Source organism: Streptomyces sp. NPDC051286 (assembly GCF_044455345.1).
Taxonomy (GTDB): Bacteria; Actinomycetota; Actinomycetes; order Streptomycetales; family Streptomycetaceae; genus Streptomyces.
This window is the reverse complement of the sequence record NZ_JBITER010000024.1, coordinates 85,278-102,790: the sequence shown is the minus strand read 5'-3', so window position 1 is coordinate 102,790 and position 17,513 is coordinate 85,278. Positions and strand designations below refer to the sequence as shown.

Annotated in this window: 9 protein-coding genes; 4 read left to right on the top strand and 5 right to left on the bottom strand. The window is 67.5% G+C overall.

Annotation, left to right across the window (positions count from 1 at the left end):
- The first annotated feature begins 138 nt into the window (after positions 1-138).
- The 3 genes from ACIBB8_RS23810 to ACIBB8_RS23800 all read left to right on the top strand — a co-directional run bounded on the left by ACIBB8_RS23810 (position 139) and on the right by ACIBB8_RS23800 (position 7,687).
- Positions 139-3,996 (top strand): CDP-glycerol glycerophosphotransferase family protein, encoded by a 3,858-nt coding sequence (locus tag ACIBB8_RS23810; protein ID WP_398955199.1) that lies wholly within the window; start codon positions 139-141, stop codon positions 3,994-3,996.
- Between the two features lie 89 nt (positions 3,997-4,085).
- Positions 4,086-6,086 (top strand): glycosyltransferase family 4 protein, encoded by a 2,001-nt coding sequence (locus ACIBB8_RS23805; protein ID WP_398955197.1) that lies wholly within the window; start codon positions 4,086-4,088, stop codon positions 6,084-6,086.
- A 104-nt stretch (positions 6,087-6,190) separates the two neighbouring features.
- The gene (locus tag ACIBB8_RS23800) at positions 6,191-7,687 is read left to right on the top strand and encodes a hypothetical protein (RefSeq protein ID WP_398955195.1); all 1,497 of its coding nucleotides are present in this window, start codon (positions 6,191-6,193) and stop codon (positions 7,685-7,687) included.
- Positions 7,688-7,757: 70 nt separating this feature from the next.
- Here the strand turns inward: ACIBB8_RS23800 and ACIBB8_RS23795 are convergent, their stop codons facing one another.
- The 5 genes from ACIBB8_RS23795 to gmd form a co-directional block, all read right to left on the bottom strand.
- Positions 7,758-8,654 carry an endonuclease/exonuclease/phosphatase family protein gene (locus ACIBB8_RS23795; RefSeq protein WP_398955193.1) on the bottom strand — a complete coding sequence of 299 codons (897 nt, stop codon included), beginning with the start codon at positions 8,652-8,654 and terminating at the stop codon, positions 7,758-7,760.
- A 94-nt stretch (positions 8,655-8,748) separates the two neighbouring features.
- Complete coding sequence (locus ACIBB8_RS23790; protein WP_398955191.1) at positions 8,749-10,878, bottom strand: 3-hydroxyacyl-CoA dehydrogenase NAD-binding domain-containing protein; 2,130 nt, start codon at positions 10,876-10,878, stop codon at positions 8,749-8,751.
- A gap of 73 nt (positions 10,879-10,951) precedes the next feature.
- Positions 10,952-12,172: a thiolase family protein gene (locus ACIBB8_RS23785; RefSeq protein ID WP_398955189.1), complete on the bottom strand. Its 1,221-nt coding sequence runs from the start codon at positions 12,170-12,172 to the stop codon at positions 10,952-10,954.
- A gap of 224 nt (positions 12,173-12,396) precedes the next feature.
- Complete coding sequence (locus ACIBB8_RS23780; RefSeq protein WP_398955186.1) at positions 12,397-15,120, bottom strand: LamG-like jellyroll fold domain-containing protein; 2,724 nt, start codon at positions 15,118-15,120, stop codon at positions 12,397-12,399.
- A 235-nt stretch (positions 15,121-15,355) separates the two neighbouring features.
- Positions 15,356-16,369, bottom strand: a complete 1,014-nt coding sequence (gene gmd, locus ACIBB8_RS23775) for a GDP-mannose 4,6-dehydratase (protein WP_393308956.1) — start codon at positions 16,367-16,369, stop codon at positions 15,356-15,358.
- 152 nt (positions 16,370-16,521) lie between these two features.
- Here gmd and ACIBB8_RS23770 point away from each other — a divergent pair, with 152 nt between their 5' ends.
- On the top strand, positions 16,522-17,466 hold the full coding sequence (locus tag ACIBB8_RS23770; protein ID WP_398955184.1) for a GDP-L-fucose synthase family protein: 945 nt from the start codon (positions 16,522-16,524) through the stop codon (positions 17,464-17,466).
- The last annotated feature ends 47 nt before the right edge of the window (positions 17,467-17,513 follow it).

Genomic DNA, 17,513 nt, shown 5'->3' with positions numbered 1-17,513 from the left:
CAGCTTCGAGAGTTGAACGACTGGCGATCGAAGGAGACCGGTTCTGAGCCAAAGGGGCTTGGGCGGCGGGGCAGCGCGCAGGGTTGGATCTTGGTGGTGGCCCAGTGCTCGCCGCTGCCGTGAACTGGAGTGTGAAGCATGGCCGATGGGCCGCGTCTGAGTGTCATCGTCCCGTTCCAGGACGTTGAGATTTACCTCGACGAGTGCCTGGAGTCCATTGCCCGTCAGACATTCCAGGACTTCGAAGTCATCATGATCGATGACGGCTCGACTGATCGATCCACGGCAATAGCCCAAGAGTTCTGCTCCCGAGATCAGCGCTTCCGGTTGATACGCCAGGAATCCCAGGGGCCCGGCCACGCCCGGAATACCGGGCTTCGTGCCATGCACCCGGCGGGCGAGTTCCTGGTGTTCGCGGACGGCGACGACGTCATTCCCGAGTACGCCTACGAGTTGCTGATACGGACACTCTCGGAGTCCGGTTCGGATTTCGTCTCCGGCAACGTCCAGATGATGAACTCCACCAAGAAGTGGCAGTCACCGCTGCATAAGGGACCGATGCAGCGTGACCGCCGCGGCACTCACATCACGCGGTTCGACGCCCTGATCTACGACCGAACGGTCTGGAACAAGGTCTTCCGCCGTTCCTTCTGGGACTACCACTTGATTCAATTCCCGGAAGGCGTCCTCTACGAGGATTCCTGGGTCAACATGTTCGCGCACTTCAGGGCGCGGAAGGTCGATGTCATCACCGATATCGTCTACTTCTGGCGGCGCCGGGAAGGCGGCGCGGCGCCGTCCATCACCCAGCGGCACACCGAGATCGACAATCTACGGGACCGGGTCGCCGCCGTAATGTCCGTCAGCCGCTTCCTGGGACAGCACCGGTCACGCTCGTTCAAGGAGCACAAGCGCAAGTACGACCTGGCCTGCCTCAAGTCCGACCTCATGCTCCACCTGAAGGTGCTCCCCGACGCGGACGACGAATACCGCGACGCCTTCATGCACTGGGCGCAGGAGTTTCTGGGCGAGGCCGACGACGACATCATCGAGGAACTGCCCGCCGACGCCCGGGTGAAGTGGCTGCTCGTCCATCAGGGGCAGCTCGACGAGCTGCTGGACGTCATCGAGTTCGAACGCAAGGGCGGGCCTCTGCCGGTGCGCCGTCGACTGCGCCGGTATCTCAATTACCCGCACCTGGGGAACCGTAAGACAGGTCTTTACAAGAGCGACTACCGGCTCGACAAGGAACTGTCGCCCTACAGCTCTCTCGCGGGTGCTCGCTGGGACGCCGAATGGCTGACGCTGACCGGTTCGGCCTATGTCCGCTTTATCAACGTGCACAAGCGGCACATGTCGGCCAAGGCCTTGGCGCTGCGGAACAAGAAGACCGGCAGCAAGATCATCAGTCTGGCGAAGACCACGTACTACCCTCAGGCGACCGAGCACTCCAACCAGAATCGTTACTGCTACGACTGGGCGGGCTTCGAGAGCCGGTTCGACACCACTCGGCTCAAGAAGAAGGGCGAGTGGGTCGAGGGGACGTGGGATGTTGCCGCGGGCGTGTTCAGCCGTGGTCTCTTCCGGTACAAGAGCATCGGGCGGGGAGGTGCGGGAACGGCCGCCAATCCGCCGTATCGCTACGTCGACAAGAACACTCGCATCATCCCCCTTTTCGTGCAGGGCGGTCTGAAGCTCCGAGTCGAGATCGTTCGTTGCCGCATCACCCGGCACCGTATCGCGGGCGAGCACCTGGAGCTCGGCGGCGTCTATCTGGGCCCGAAGGTCCCGGAGTGGGGAAAGCTCCGGGTGATCAGTATGAACGGTGCGGGCCGGCATGACTCCTGGCTGTCGTTCAAGCCCGGTGGCGATGGCTGGTGCACTTTCGTCACCCGTGTTCCGCTGCGCAACCTGGTACCCGGCTCGCGGGCCGACGGTGACACGTCCGTACCCCAGGCCTGGACCATGGGCAGCAACGGCTGGAAGATGACCGTTCATATGGAAGGCCGCAAGGCGCCGTTGTACCCGGTGATGGCGGAGGGGACCGAGGACGGCCACTACCGCATGCCGGCGAAGCTGCAGACGGAACAGGGCGACCGGGAGATCGTCGTGCACCGGAACGGATCGGGCTACGTGGTGCTCTTCGAGCGTGACGCACTGCCGCTGGTTACCGACCACAGGTGGCACGAGGACGGCTCGTTGGAGCTCATCGGCCACTACTCCTGCGCGGATCTGCTGTCACCGGACGAGCATGCCTGTGCCCATGTGGTGGTCAGGTCCCGGGCCCACGGTGCCGAGCGGGCCGTACCGCTGGAATGGGACGGGCGCCGCTTCCGCTGTGTCGTGACTCCCGCGGCCATGCGTACGCTGGCCGGAGCCATCCCGCTCGCCGCCGGCCGGTGGGACTTCTACTTGCGCCGACAGGATCCTTCATCCGTGGCCCCGGCCGACCGGTCTCCCGATCTCATGCTCAAGATCGAGCAGGACCTGATCGGCACTTTTCCGCAGGAGATCGAGGTGCAGGGGCGCGGTTACGACCTTCAGGCGGAGGCGTACGACCGACTCTCGCTCCTCGTCCGGTCCGCGATGGCCGAGGATGCACGGGGCCCGTACCGGCAGAAGCAGCTACGGACCCAGTACTATCCGCAGGCTCGTCGTCGCGAGATCAAGCCGGCAGTGCTGTTCGACGCCTTCAAGGGCACGCAGTACTCGGACAGCCCCCGCGCCGTCCATGAGGAGATGGTCCGGCGCGGCGTCGACGTGGAGCACTTGTGGGTCGTCCGCGACGACCAGGTCGAACTGCCGCCCACGGTCCGGCCCGTGCGCATGTGGTCCCAGGAGTGGTATGAGGCACTGGCGACCTCTCGCTACATCGTCGCCAACAACCACCTCCCGGACTGGTTCGAGAAGCGTCCCGAGCAGGTCGTCGTGCAGACCTGGCACGGCACCCCGCTCAAGAAGATCGGCCATGACATCGAGGCGGTGCACTTTGCCGATCAGCGGTATCTGGAGCGGGTCGCGAAGGAGGTGCAGAACTGGGACATGCTGGTGTCCCCCAACAGCTTCTCCACCCCCATCCTCAAGCGGGCCTTCCAGTTCCCCGGCGAGATGGTCGAATGCGGCTATCCCCGCAACGACCTCCTGCGCCGCCCGGGAACCGGGGGCAGGGCCGCGGAGATCCGGCGACGCATCGGCCTGCCGACCGACAAGCGCATCATCATGTACGCCCCCACCTGGCGGGACGACCAGTTCTACGCCCCGGGAAAGTACAAGTTCGACTTCCGGATCGACCTCGAGGACGCTCGCGCACGGCTGGGTGCCGACCATGTGCTGATGGTGCGTCGCCATCCGAACGTGGTGGACCCGGTGCCGAGCGCCGGGGACGGTTTTGTTTTTGATGTCTCTGACTATCCGGACATGGCCGATCTGTCGCTGATCACCGACGTGATGATCACGGACTACTCGTCGCTGATGTTCGACTACGTCAACACTGGGCGTCCGATCCTGTTCTTCACCTACGACCTGGACCACTACCGCGACACACTGCGGGGGTTTTACTTCGAGTTCGCGAGCAGTGCGCCGGGCCCACTTCTGTCCGAGTCGGCCGAGCTGATCTCGGCGGTCCGGGACATCGACCGCATTCAGGTGGCGTACGCCGACCGCTACCGCTGGTTCCAGGACCAGTTCTGTGATCTCGACGACGGATATGCCTCGGCCCGTCTGACAGACCGCATTCTGCTCGCCGGGGGCGACCTCACACCGGACCAGGCCGTAGCCCCGGCAGTCGGCACGGTGCCGGTCCGGCACCGTGCTCCCATCCGGAGGATGCTGGAGCAGACGCAGCCGATACAGCAGGTCCAGGAGTCTGCGCAGTCTTTCCGGCGCCAGGAATCTCAGCAGCCCCTCCCGGTCGAGGCACAGCAGTTCCGGCGGCCGGCACCACAGCGCACCGCAGGTGCTCCCGGCGAGCGGGTCTACGAGGGAGTGATCATGTGAGGCGGTGGCCGTTTCGCGCCGCAGCCCGATGCTGCTTCGAACCTGCCCCTCGTGCGGCACGCGCCGCCTGACCACGGAGATCGATATCTATGAAGATCGCCTTTCTGCTGCATGACGCCTATGGGATTGGCGGCACGGTCAGTGCCACCCTCAACCTGGCCGGCGCGCTGGCCAAGCGCCATGAGGTCGAGATCGTCTCCGTGTTCCGCACTCGTGACACTCCGCAGGGGAATCTGGAGCCCGGGGTGCGGCTGACTCCGTTGGTCGACATCCGTGCCAACAGCGCGGACAAGGACCACCAACTGTCCCGTCAGCCGTCGGTCGTGAGCCCGCGCAGTCCGTCGTTCTCGCAGCTGTACAACGCGCTCACGGACCAGCGGATCGGCCACTACCTGGACCAGACCACCGCCGAGGTCGTCATAGCTACCCGGCCGGTTCTGCTCATGTATCTGTCGCACTTCGGCGAACGTGACTACCTCAGGATCGGTCAGGAGCACCTGACGCACGACTCCCAGATCCCCGAGCAGCGCGAGCGACAGAATCAGATCATCCCGGACATGGACGCCTTTGTGACCGTGTCCCATGCCGACGCCGAGATCTATCAGAAGGTCCTGCCGCATGCCGCGTCCCGGATTCTCTCCATCCCGAACCCGGTAACTCTGCCGAGCGTGATGCCCGCGCAGAACGGCCAGCGGATCGTCGTGGCCGCTGGACGACTGGTGAAGGTCAAACGGTACGACGTTCTCGTCCGCGCCTTCGAGACCGTGGTCCGCCACCGGCCGGACTGGAGTCTGCGGATCTACGGCTCCGGCAAGGAAGAACAGTCCCTGCGCGAGCTCGTGATGGAGCGTGGGCTGTACAATCACGTACGGCTGATGGGCGCGCATTCGCCGATGGAGACGGAGTGGGCCAAGGGCGAGATCGCCGCCGTCACCTCGGACAACGAGTCCTTCGGCATGACGATCGTCGAGGCCATGCAAGTCGGCCTGCCGGTGGTCAGCACCGACTGCCCGCTGGGGCCCCGCGAGATCATCCAGCACGGGGTCGATGGTTTCCTGGCCGTGCCGGGTGACCCCGAGTCGGTGGCCCAGGCCCTGCTGGCGATCATCAATGACGACCAGCTGCGCCGACGTATGAGTGAGGCGGCCCGGCAGAACGCGTATCGCTTCGCCCCCGACGTCATCGCACAGCGGTACGAGGAACTCTTCGACCACCTCGTCACCAACCGCGTCCGCCGACCGGTGCGGCCGTTGTCGCGGATCCTGGCCCAGGGGCGTCTCATCGCGGCCGCCGGAGGAGCGTTCCGGCTTCAGTTGAAGGTCACCGGCGAGGTCGCGGCGGGTTACGAAGTGGGAATCAAGCTCCGCGACAGCCCGGAGATCCGCACGGTCCCGCTGGTCCCGGGGACGCCCATCAAAGACGCCCGGGGGCAGCTGTGGACGGACGTGGCGATCGATCCTCGCCTGCTGCGTCCGCACGAGGGTACGTGGGACCTCCGGCTACGAACCCCCGATGGCCAGGAAGAGCGCATCGTTGCCGAGGGGGTCGAGACCCAGCACCTCAGCGGACAGGCTCCCTGGCTCGACGGGCAGGGGGTGTCCTCTGCCATTCCCTATCGCACGATGGACGACTTCATCGCCCTGCGAACGTGGTACAGGGTCGCCCATGTGGAGATCGGTCAGGTCGTCGTCGATGAGGGCAGCACCGGCTTCCACGCCAACCTGTTGCTCCCGCAGCCAGCCCCGGCCGGTGCGGCGTTCCAGGCGGTGCTGCGCCACCGTAACGACAGGACGACCGAGTTCGCCGTCCCGGTCCAGCCGACCGGAGGTGTCGGGATCGCGTTCGCCGTTCCGCACCGGGAATTCCTGGCCCGCCGCATCGGTGCCACCGATATCTGGGATCTGTGGATTCGGGTGGGCGGCGGGGTTGCCGAGGCGCGGGCCGGCCGTATCGGAGGAGACATCATCCGTCGCAAGCACACCGACCGGTTTCCCAGCTCTCTGGACCGGTCCGACCTGGGTGTCGCGCATCGAACCGTCGTGTACATCACCGACGACAATGACCTGTCCTTCTCCGTGAAGCACGCATGACGTCTCCCGGTCATGGTTCATGAGATCAGGGACTCGACATGCACGCTCTCCCCGCATGAGATTGGAACTCCCGAGCCTTGTCCAAAGCAGCCTCTGGCCGTCCCTTGCATACCGGTATCGACGCGTCCGGGACCTTCCCGGTCGAGTACCGGTTCTCGCACGCCCGGAACGGTAATCAGCACCTGGTTGTTGTCTTCGCCAACTTCTCGGTTCCCGGCGACTACGGGTGGTCGAACGGAGTGTTCGATACTCTCCGGTCAAACATTCTCTGGATCCGTGACCGCTTCCACGGCAAGAACAGTTACTACCTGTGTAAGGGGATGGACTTCGGGCTGGAGCGGTCCGTCGCCACACTGATCTCGAATGTGCTGAACTCGTTGGGACTGACTCCGGACCAGTGCACCATGTGGGGCGGATCGAAGGGAGGCAGCGCCGCACTCTACTTCGGTCTGAAGTATGGCTTCCGGAACATCGTTTCGATGGTTCCGCAGTTCAGGATCGGCACCTACGTCCTGCAATACCCGTCCATCGCCCAGCACATGATGGGTGAGGTTACCGAGCAGAGCACCCACATCATCGATGATGCCATCCCGAGTCTGGTCCGGGCAGGGGCGAACCGGAACGCCAACATTTATATCCTCTCCTCGCCTCAGGACGAGCAGTACAAGGAGCAGGTGGAACCCTTCCTGCCCATGTTCGCCGGCTACGAGAACCTCAACTTCATCTTCAGCGACTCCCCGCACATTGTCGACCATGCGCATGTGACCGGCCGCAACCTCCCGGTCCTGATGGGGCTTGTCAATTTCCTCATCGACGGGATAGCACCGAGATTCGGCTTCGTACGCAGCGGCGGTGAGCGGCCCGACGCCGATATATCTGCCATCGACGCCTATCTCAAGGCGACTTCTCAGGTGCAGGAGGATTTCGCCGCACCCGTGGTTCTCATGCCGACGGCCGGACAGGCAGTGCACGGGCAGACGGTCACGTTCGCCGGTACGGCACCGGGCGCGGTGCGGCTGAGCGTGTGGGAGCACGGCAAGTTCCTCGGAGCCCCCGAAGTCGCTGCCGACGGGGCGTGGACCTGGGACCTCGGCCGCCCGTGGAGCGTGGGCAAGCACGCCGTGCGGATTCTCGGAGTGGACGCGGCCGGCTTCCATTCCCAACGGACCGAGGTTGCGTTCACCGTGTCCGCGACAGAGGAGGGCGGGCCGGCGGTCGCCGGCGTCGCGGCCTTTGCGACGGCTGCTGCTCCGGCGCAGGTTGTGGCAGCACCGGTGCAGGCTGTGGCAGCACCGCAACCTGCCAACGCCCGGCGGGTCTCCGCGCCGATGGTCGGAGTTCCCGCGCCGGGTCAGCAGGTCCAGGGACCGTTGATTCAGATGATGGGATACGCCGAAGGTGCTGTGCGGGTGGAGTTCGTCGAGGACGGCATGCGGCTGGGTGTCGCCCCGGTGGCGCTGGACACCAGTTGGTTCTGGGATTCGGGGTGGTCCTGGACCGAGGGACAGCACACCGTGGAGTGCCACGCCGTTGACGCGGTGGGTCAGGAGTCCCAGCGGACCGTCGTGGCGTTCAGCGTGGTGAACGCGTACAGGGCTTGAGTGTCGGGGCGCATCGGAGCTGCCGCGAGGCCCGAGCCGTGGGCGCGGTGGCCGGCATCGGGCCCAGCCGTCAGCGGGTCCCGACTTCCATGATCAGCGCCAGGTGATCAGACGCGGAGGTAGAGCGCACGGTACAGCTGATCCGGGGCAGTTCGGTGAACAGATAGTCAACTTTGTCACCGCTGTGCAGTGTTGCCCTGCCGGTGCGTGAGGAGGTGGTCCGTTGGTCGCACTCCCGATAGCGACGGTAGGTCTCGTGCGGCCAGATCCAGCTGTGCTCGTTCCCGGCCGTTGGCGCCGCACTGTTCAGATCACCACCGAACACCGTGCGCGAGTTCGCAGCGCCGACCAGGGAGCTGAGCTGGTTGTCGCGCAACTCCCATGTCGGATGCGCCCGGTCGCTGCCGGGCAGGCTGAGATGAGCACCGCACACGCGGATGCCACGGGTGAGAACCGTGGCGCACAGAATGCCCCGGTGCAGTCCGAGGACGGGCTGCTGCGAGGGCACCACCGCGACGCTGGTGAGTGGCGTAGAGGCGAGGATCGCGACGCCCGCCGGACCCTGGCCGCGCGTTGCGCACTTGACCGTGCTGAGCTGCCCCTTGGCATTGCGGTAGGTGTAGGCCCGAAAGGCCGTCACCCAGTTCCCGCCCAGTTCCCGCCGCGCAGTGGCGAGATCGCCCGCGCAGGCCTCCTGCAGCATGATCACACGCGCGCCGTCGACGTCGGCCAGACTCTTGAGGGCCTGAACCTTCCTCCGGACACTTCCGGTTTCCTGGCAGTTCCACTGCTGTACGCCACACATGTTCCAGGTGGCGATCCGCAGCCGGTTCAACGCCGCGTCAGAGGCGGGGGCCGCAACGGACAGCGGGGCGAGCACGACAAGGACCAAGGCCAGGGCAGGCCACAGGAGCAGACGGCGCGCTGCTGTGGTCCCCACGTCCCGCGTCTCGGCAAGGTGCAGCATGACCCGCTGTTCCCTCCCTCCGGTACAGAACCTGAACGCCGACGGACCGTACGGGAGATCATCCTGTACGGTCCGTCGGCTGCAAAATAGAGCGTTACGCCGGAACGCTCGCCACGCCCTGCGCCAGGAACTTCTTTCCGTTCACCCGCTCCGAGACGCCCTCACGGTCCAGGTACGGCGTGATGCCGCCCAGGTGGAAGGGCCAGCCCGCGCCGGTGATCAGGCAGAGGTCGATGTCCTGGGCCTCGGCGACGACGCCCTCGCCCAGCATCAGACCGATCTCCTGCGCGACCGCGTCCAGGACGCGGCCGCGGACCTGCTCCTCAGTCAGGACGACATCGCCCTGCTTGAGGAGCGCGGCGACCTCCGGGTCCAGCTCCGGCTTCCCGGAGTCGTAGACGTAGAAGCCGCGCTTGCCGGCCTTGACCACCGCCGCGAGGTTGTCGGAGACGGTGAAACGGTCCGGGAAGGCGCGGTTCAGGGTCTCGGAGACATGCAGACCGATGGCCGGGCCGACCAGCTCCAGGAGCACCAGCGGGGACATCGGCAGACCGAGGGGCTCGATGGCCTTCTCGGCGGTCTCGACCGGGGTGCCCTCGTCGATGACGTTCTGGATCTCGCCCATGAAGCGGGTGAGGATGCGGTTGACGACGAACGCAGGGGCGTCCTTCACCAGCACCGCGGTCTTCTTCAGCTTCCGCGCCACACCGAATGCCGTGGCCAGCGACGCGTCGTCGGTCTGCTCGCCGCGGACGATCTCCAGCAGCGGGAGGATCGCGACCGGGTTGAAGAAGTGGAAGCCGACGACCCGCTCCGGGTGCTGCAGCTTCGACGCCATCTCGGTGACCGAGAGGGACGAGGTGTTGGTGGCGAGGATCGCGTGCGCCGGGGCGACCGCCTCGACCTCCGCGAACACCTGCTGCTTGACGCCGATCTCCTCGAAGACGGCCTCGATGATGAAGTCGGCGTCGAAGAAGCCCTCGGCCTTGTCCAGCACCCCGGTGACCAGGGCCTTCAGGCGATTGGCCTTGTCCTGGTTGATCCGGCCCTTGCCGAGCAGCTTCTCGATCTCGGCGTGGACATAGCCCACACCCTTGTCGACGCGCTCCTGGTCGATGTCGGTGAGGACGACAGGGACCTCGAGGCGGCGGAGGAAGAGAAGGGCGAGCTGCGAAGCCATCAGGCCCGCACCCACCACGCCGACCTTGGTGACCGGGCGGGCCAGGTTCTTGTCGGGGGCACCGGCCGGGCGCTTGGCGCGCTTCTGGACCAGGTTGAAGGCGTAGATCCCGGAGCGCAGCTCGCCGCCCATGATCAGGTCCGCGAGGGCCTGGTCCTCGGCGTCGAATCCGGCGCTCAGGTCGCCGTCCTTCGCCGCGGCGATGATCTCCAGCGCGCGGTACGCGGCCGGGGCGGCGCCGTGCACCTTGGAGTCGGCGATGGCCTTGCCACGGGCGACGGCCTGGTCCCAGGCGTCACCGCGGTCGACCTCGGGGCGCTCCACCGTGACCGTGCCGTTCAGCACGTTCGCGGTCCAGATCAGCGACTGCTCCAGGAAGTCCGCGCCCTCGAAGATCGCGTCGGCGATGCCGAGCTCGAAGACCTGCTTGCCCTTCAGCTGGCGGTTCTGGTTCAGCGAGTTCTCGATGATGACGGAGACCGCGCGGTCGGCGCCGATCAGGTTCGGCAGCAGGGCGCAGCCGCCCCAGCCGGGGACCAGACCGAGGAAGACCTCGGGCAGCGAGAACGCGGGCAGCGCCTTGGAGACGGTGCGGTACGAGCAGTGCAGACCGACCTCGACACCGCCGCCCATTGCCGCGCCGTTGTAGTACGCGAACGTCGGGACCGCGAGACCGGAGAGGCGGCGGAACACGTCGTGACCGCCCTTGCCGATGGCGAGCGCGTCGTCGCGGTTCTTCAGCAGCTCGACGCCCTTGAGGTCGGCGCCGACCGCGAAGATGAACGGCTTGCCGGTGATACCGATACCGGTGATCGCACCCTCGGCGGCCTCCTTCTCGACCTGGTCGACGGCGGCGTTCAGGTTCGCCAGCGACTGCGGTCCGAAGGTCGTCGGCTTGGTGTGGTCCAGGCCGTTGTCCAGCGTGATGAGGGCGAACCTGCCCGCACCCGCCGGGAGGTCGAGGTGGCGTACGTGCGCCTGCGTGACGACCTCACCCGGGAACAGCTCGGCTGCGCCCTTCAGAAGCTCAGTGGTGGAGCTCATGCCTGACCCTCGCTTCGCTCGGCCCGGCATTCGCTCAGGCTGCACCTCTTGTCTGTTCGCTCGCTGCGCTCGCTCACGCGTTGCCTCCGTCGAAGTTCGGGTTCTCCCAGATGACCGTCGCGCCCATGCCGAAGCCGACACACATGGTGGTCAGGCCGTAGCGGACGTCCGGCTGCTCCTCGAACTGGCGGGCCAGCTGCGTCATCAGACGCACACCCGAGGAGGCCAGCGGGTGACCGTAGGCGATGGCGCCGCCGTACTGGTTGACGCGCGCGTCGTCGTCGGCGATCCCGTAGTGGTCGAGGAAGGCGAGCACCTGGACGGCGAACGCCTCGTTGATCTCGAAGAGACCGATGTCACCGATCGACAGACCGGCCTTGGCGAGGGCCTTCTCGGTCGCCGGGATCGGGCCGTAGCCCATGACCTCCGGCTCGACACCCGCGAAGGCGTACGAGACGAGACGCATCTTGACCGGGAGACCGAGCTCGCGGGCGACGTCCTCGGCGGCGAGCAGCGAGGCGGTGGCGCCGTCGTTGAGACCGGCGGCGTTACCCGCGGTGACACGGCCGTGCGCACGGAACGGCGTTTTCAGACCGGCCAGGGACTCCAGCGTGGTGCCCGGGCGCATCGGCTCGTCGGCGGTGACCAGGCCCCAGCCGGTCTCACCGGCATCGGCGTTGGTGCGGCGCACGGAGATCGGCACCAGGTCCTGCTGGATCTTGCCGTTGGCGTACGCCTTGGCGGCCTTCTCCTGCGAGCGGACCGCGTACTCGTCGGCGCGGAGCTTGGTGATCTGCGGGTACCGGTCGTGCAGGTTCTCCGCGGTCATGCCCATGAAGAGGGCGGACTCGTCGACCAGCTTCTCCGACACGAAGCGCGGGTTCGGGTCCACGCCCTCGCCCATCGGGTGGCGGCCCATGTGCTCGACGCCACCGGCGACGACGACGTCGTACGCGCCGAAGGCGATGGAACCGGCCGTCGACGTGACGGCGGTCAGGGCGCCCGCACACATGCGGTCGATGGAGTAGCCGGGCACCGACTGCGGCAGACCGGCCAGGATTCCGGCGGTCCGGCCCAGCGTCAGGCCCTGGTCGCCGATCTGGGTGGTCGCGGCGATGGCGACCTCGTCGATACGGGCGGGGTCCAGGTCCGGGTTGCGGCGCAGCAGCTCCCGGATGGCCTTCACGACGAGATCGTCGGCGCGGGTCTCGTGGTAGATGCCCTTCGGGCCCGCCTTGCCGAACGGGGTGCGGACGCCGTCGACGAAGACGACGTCCCGGATGGTACGAGGCACGATGGCTCTCCTCCAGGGTGCGGGATGGCACTGCTGCGGAGCACGCCTCGGAGGCGCGCCGCACCCCTTCATGCTACTTGCGGGTAACCAAGTGGGGTAGTCCCCGCGCCCGGAGCGGCGAACGTCACACTGGGTGAGGGACCGCGTGGGGGGGGGGGGGGGGGGGGGGGGGGGGCCCCCCGCCCCCCCCCCCCCCCCCCCCCCCCACGGGGACGCCGTGAGGGTTACGGCGCCCCGAAGGTCAGCACCAGCTGCGGGGTGTTCTCCGCGGCCGGCGCCTCCCTGGACCACAACCACAGCGCGTCCGTCCCGGTGCTCGTGAGCGCCAGGTCGTAGCTGCCCCCCAGAACGGGAGAGAGCGCCGAGGTGTCGAGCGTCGCCGAGTAGACCGTCGACAGGTCGGTGGCCCCGCCGAGGGTGCCGATCGAGGTCGAGGACAGGGCGGGCTTGGAGACGAAGGTGGTCCCCGCCTCCGTCCAGCTTCCGGTCACCGGCCGTACGGCGAAGTCGTCCGTGCTGCCCGCACTACTCAGCGTGGTCGTCTTCACCGCGAGCCGCGCGCTCTTGAGCACGGTCCCGGCCGGGGCCGCAGGCAGGTCGAAGCGCAGATACGTCTCGTACGCCGCGCTGCCGCGCACCGCCAGCGAGGTGGAGGTGCCGTAGTTGGTGCTCGCGGCACCGGCGTTGACGTACGTGTCGGCCGTTGCGCGGACGGTCTGCACGCTGTCGGCCGGGGCCGTGGCCAGGGTGTAGTGGCTCTGCACCTGGGTCGCGCTCAGCACCGACGGGTAGATCGCGGTCTCGTCGATCTGCCCGGCGAAGTAGTTGCTGGACGGCTGGTTCGGCCAGCCGTTGAGGTTGTCGCCGCCGACGTGCCAGTAGCCGCTGTAGAACTGGCTGTTGGACTCGGCGAGCGTGCCGATCTGGGTGCCGTCCACGTACAGCGCCATCCCGGAGGAGCCCTGGGTGGCGACGACGTGGTGCCAGGCGCCGTTGTTGTAGCTGTTGGGCGTGGTGATGGTGCGGGCCGTGCCCGTCCACACGCCGAAGACCAGCCGGCCGTCGTTGCGCATGTAGACGTGCTTGTCGTAATTACCGCTGGCCCGCGTGGTGTTGTCGCCGAACCCGACGAGCTTGCCGCCACTGGTCGTGGTCGTCTTGAACCAGGTCTCGATCGAGTACTGACTCGGCACCGTGGTGCGCTTGTCGCTGTAGACGATCTGGTCGCTGCCGTTGAAACCGATGGCGGTGGAAGGACCGGTCACGGCGGCCGGAGTCTGGCGCAGCGAGGGCCCGTTGACGTGGATGCCGCTCTGGTCGCCGGGCGAGGTGTCGCCGACGAACGGAGTGGCGGACTCGTCATAGCGCCAGTACAGGTTCGCGCCGTCGTCGAGCACCTGCGCCGGGTACTTCTGGGCGGAGGTCGGCACTGTCACCGAGGTCGTGGCGGACAGCGCGGAGGCGTTGCCCGCCCCGTCGGTCGCGGTCACCCGGTAGCTGTAGGTGGCGCCGGCCGTGACGTTGGTGTCGGTGAACGACAACTGCGGACGCGACCACTCCACGGAGTCGCCGTCTACCGTGTACACCGGCGTGGAACCGCCGTTGCGGTACACCTTGTACGTCAGCTTGGTGTCGTCCGTGTCGAGGCTCGCGCGCCAGCGTATGTGGGCCTCGGTTGGCTTGACCGACTCCGCGCTGACCGAGGGCACCGTCGGCGCACCGACGTCCGGGGTCGCCGCGAAGTGCGTCAGGCCCTGGGCCGCCGAGCCGTTGACGGTGGTGAACTCGCCGCCGACCCACATGTACTTGTTGTCGGACGTCTCGGAGACTGCCATGGCGCGCGGGCCGATGCCCTCGCCCAGACCGTCGTTGGTGTCCGGGAACCAGCCCAGCTTGTTGGTGCCGGTGGTCGGCTCCGCAAGCAGGTGGCGACGGCGCCCGTCGGGGTATTCGCCGACGCTGGAGCAGTCGTGCGCGTGCGAGGCGCTGTACACCACGTTCTGGTACGACTTGACGGCCTGGGTGGCGCCCAGACAGGTGTCGCGCCAGCGCTGGTTCAGCGTGGACAGGTCCAGCGCGATGCGGCCGTCGAAGACGCCGCCGCCGGTGCCCTCGTTGCCGGTGTAGAAGCCGGTGGCGTCCGTGTCGAGCGCCTTGACCACCGAGTTGTTCTCGATGAACCCCGGGTAGGTGCGGACGTTGGCGCCCGTAGCGGAGTCGACGACGGCCAGGGCGTGCGAGGTCGCGCCGTTGACGGTGAAGAAGTCACCGCCGAGGATCACGTTGTTGCCGTCGGGGGTGACCGCGACGGCCCGTCCGGGCTCGTCGACGTCCGCCTGGAAGGGCTTGACGGCGCCGCTTGTGGCGTCCACCGCCGCGTACCGCGCGTGCGCGCTGCCACCGACCGAGGTGAAGTCGCCGCCCAGGTACACGGTGTCGTTGGTGACCGCGAGCGCCCGCACGGTGGCGGAGACGCTCGGGCGGAAGTTCGCCTTGGGCGTGCAGGTGGCGATGTCGATCGCGGCGAGGCTGCTGACCGGCGTGCCGTTGACCGCGCCGAAGTAGCCTCCCGCGTATAGCGTCTTCTTGTCCGGCGACACGGCGAGCGCGCGCACCGTCGCGCTGCCGCTGCCGATCGTGAAAGACAGGTTGCAGGACGTCGGGTTGCCGGTCGCCGCGTTCAGCGCGACGAAGTTCACCGCGTTCTGCGTGGTCCCGCTATCCCCCTGGGGCGGACGCACCTGCGAGAAGGTGCCGCCGGCGAAGACCGTGCCGCCCGCCTCCGCCAGGGCCCACACGATGCCGTTGGTCTGCCAGGTCGGCAGGTCGTCGGCGGTGAAGGCGACGGGCGGGGTCAGCGCGGCAGCCGGCTGCGGCAGGGCCACAAGGCCCAGGCCCGCCGCGGTGGACAGGACGAGGGCGGCGCTGAGCCCTCTGGATCTTTGCATGTACCCCCCGGCTTCCGGGCCCGGTCGCGGGCCCTCTGCCTCATCGAGCCCGCCGGTGTCCCTCGGATCCGAACGGGCCGCTCGAACATGTTTGTTTGCGAACAATACGAGTACATGACACGCAATGGAACGCACTTGACTCATCTAGTAGGAAATTTCAACGTGTTCACCCCGACCCCGTGCGTCCCGGACGTCCGTGTCGGGTATGCGCAGGCCATCACGGCCGCACCCGGCGTCAGCGGTCTATGCGCACCGCGGCACCCGCGAGCTGGTCCTCCACCTGCCGCACATCGGCGTCGACCATGATCCGCGCGAGCTCGTCCACCAGGACGGTGGGTCTCCAGCCCAGCGTCTCGCGTGCCTTGGACGCGTCCCCTATCAGTGCGTCGACCTCGCTCGGCCGTTCGTACTTGGGGTCGTAGCGCACATGCTCGCTCCAGTCGAGGTCGGCGTGGGCGAACGCGGTCTCCACGAACTGCCGGACGGTGGCCGGGACTCCGGTGGCGACCACGTAGTCTGTCGGCTCGTCGTGCTGGAGCATCCGCCACATCGCCTCGACGTAGTCGGGCGCGTACCCCCAGTCGCGGACCGCGTCCAGGTTGCCGAGGTAGAGACGGTCCTGGAGGCCGGCCTTGATCCGCGCGACGGCTCGGGTGATCTTGCGGGTCACGAAGGTCTCGCCGCGGCGCGGGGACTCGTGGTTGAACAGGATGCCGTTGACCGCGAACATCCCGTATGCCTCACGGTAGTTGACGGTGGTCCAGTAAGCGAAGACCTTCGCGGTGCCGTACGGGCTGCGCGGGTGGAAGGGGGTGCCCTCGTTCTGCGGGGGAGGCGTGGACCCGAACATCTCCGAGGACGACGCCTGGTAGACACGGGTCTCCACCCCGCTCGCCCGGACGGCTTCCAGCAGCCGCAGTGTGCTCAGGCCGGTCACGTCGCCGGTGTAGAGCGGCGCGTCGAAGGAGACCCGCACATGGGACTGGGCGCCCAGGTTGTACACCTCGTCCGGCTGGATGTCGCGCAGCAGGTTCACCAGCGCCACCCCGTCGGAGAGGTCGGCGTGATGCAGCACGAAGTGCCGCTCGGCCTCCTGGGGCCCCTGGTAGATGTGGTCGATGCGCTCGGTGTTGAAACTGGACGACCGCCGCAGCAGGCCGTGCACCCGATATCCCTTCGACAGCAGCAACTCCGCCAGGTACGAGCCGTCCTGTCCGGTCACGCCGGTGATCAGTGCGGTCTTGGTCATGCGGTGTTCCCCTCCCCGCCGGACCCGTCACCGGGACGGATCCGGCCCGTACGCCCGCCGAACGCGGGTTGAACGTCGTGAACTACGGGAAATTTTGGCAAAGTTGATGGTCCGGGCGTTCCGATCACGCGGCTCCTGGCATGATCCGGCCCATGACCGCATCGCTGCTGCCCGAACGTGCCCGTGTCTTCGTCGCCGGCCACCGTGGCCTGGTGGGCTCCGCCGTGGCTCGCCGGCTCGCCGCCGACGGGCACGAGGTGCTCACCCGTAGCCGCGCCGAACTGGATCTGCGTGACGCCGCGCGCACCGCGGCCGAACTCGCCGCCCTGCGCCCCGACGCGGTGGTGCTCGCCGCCGCGAAGGTCGGCGGGATCATGGCCAACAGTACTCAGCCGGTGCAGTTCCTGGAGGAGAACCTCCAGATCCAGCTCAGCGTGATAGCCGCGGCCCACGCCGCCGGGGTGGGCCGCCTGCTCTTCCTGGGCTCGTCGTGCATCTACCCCAAGCACGCCGCCCAACCGATCTCCGAGGACGCACTGCTGACCGGTCCGCTGGAGCCCACCAACGAGGCATACGCCCTCGCGAAGATCGCGGGCATCGTCCAGGTGCAGTCGTACCGGCGGCAGTACGGCGCGTCGTACATCAGCGCCATGCCTACCAATCTCTACGGCCCCGGTGACAACTTCGACCTGGAGACGTCGCACGTCCTGCCCGCCCTGATCCGCCGCTTCCACGAGGCGGTGGCCGAGGGGCGGGAGGAGGTCGTCCTGTGGGGCAGCGGCACCCCGCGCCGGGAGTTCCTGCATGTGGATGATCTCGCCGCCGCCTGCGCCGTGCTGCTGCGCTCCTACGACGGCGACGAGCCGGTCAATGTCGGCTGCGGCAGCGACCTCACCATCCGTGAGCTCGCCGGGACGGTCGCCGGGGTCACCGGGTTTTCCGGCCGTATCGCCTGGGACGCGACGCGGCCCGACGGCACCCCGCGCAAGCTGCTCGACATCTCCCGGATTGCGCGGCTCGGCTGGAAGCCGGCGATCCCGCTGCGCGACGGCATCGCCGCCACCTACGCCCACTGGCGCGGCGGGCTCGACGGCTGACGGGCCTCGCTCGTGTACGGGCCTCGGCGTGCGGCGCGCGCCGAGGC